Origin of the sequence: Bilophila sp. 4_1_30 (genome assembly GCF_000224655.1) — a bacterium.
GTDB classification, from domain to species: domain Bacteria; phylum Desulfobacterota; class Desulfovibrionia; order Desulfovibrionales; family Desulfovibrionaceae; genus Bilophila; species Bilophila wadsworthia.
Map to the genome: position 1 here is coordinate 1 of NZ_JH114268.1, position 1,022 is coordinate 1,022.

A 1,022-nucleotide genomic window follows, 5' to 3' on the forward strand; every position below is an offset into this window, starting at 1 on the left:
CCCGTAGCGGATCATCCGTTCCGTATGGAACTGCCCTTCCCGGCCGGTGATGCCCTGCACCAGCACCCGGCTCCCGTCGTCTATCAGGATACTCATACGCCTGCCTCCTGAGGGGATTCCGCCGCGAGCCCGACGATCAGGCGGGCCGCCTCGGACATGGAGGAAGCGGTGTGGAACCGGAGGCCGCTTTCTTGGAGGATGCGCCGCCCTTCCGCCACATTCGTCCCTTCGAGCCGCACCACCAGCGGCACGGCGATGTCCAGTTTACGGGCCGCGTTCACGATGCCGTGCGCCACGATGTCGCAGCGCAGGATGCCCCCGAAAATATTGATGAGGATGCCTCGGACGTGCGGGTCGGAAAGCATGATCGAAAACCCGGCGGCGACGGTTTCCTCGCTGGCCCCGCCCCCGGCGTCAAGGAAGTTGGCTGGCTCGGCTCCAGCCTGCTTGATGGCGTCCATCGTGGCCATCGCAAGCCCGGCCCCGTTCACCAGCGTACCGATGGAACCGCCCAGCCGAACATAGGTGAGCCCCTTTTCGGCGGCGGCGCGCTCCAGCGGATCGCCCTCTTCCCTATCCCTGAAGGCCGCGATATCGGGATGCCGTTTCAGCGCGCTGTCGTCAAAGTTCATCTTGGCGTCCAGCGCCACAAAACCGCCCCCTTCGCTCAGTGCCAGCGGGTTGATCTCAAGCAGGGTCATATCCTTTTCGGCGGCAAGGGCCGCCAGCCTCCGCACCAGAGAGGCCAATTCCTGCGCCGGGACGGACTCCAGCCCCCAGCCCTCCAGCAGGTTCCGGGCCTGAAAAGGCCACAGGTAGTGGCCTCCGTCCAGCCGGGCCGTGAAGACCCGCTCCGGCGAGGAAGCCGCCACAGCCTCGATGTCCATACCGCCGTCCGGCGAAGCCATGACGGTCAGGCACTGGGATGCCCTGTCAAGAGCTACCGCCAGATAGCATTCCCGGGCGCCCGCCGTGCCCCGCTCGATCCACACGACATTGACGCGCTCACCGTCCGGCCCGGT

1 protein-coding gene is annotated in these 1,022 nt (G+C 66.3%); it reads right to left on the minus strand.

Translation table 11 applies throughout. From position 1 onward, the window contains the following. Positions 1-92: 92 nt before the first annotated feature. The coding region (sucC, locus tag HMPREF0178_RS20070) for an ADP-forming succinate--CoA ligase subunit beta (protein WP_009369371.1) at positions 93-1,022 on the minus strand (930 nt) is incomplete at its 5' end.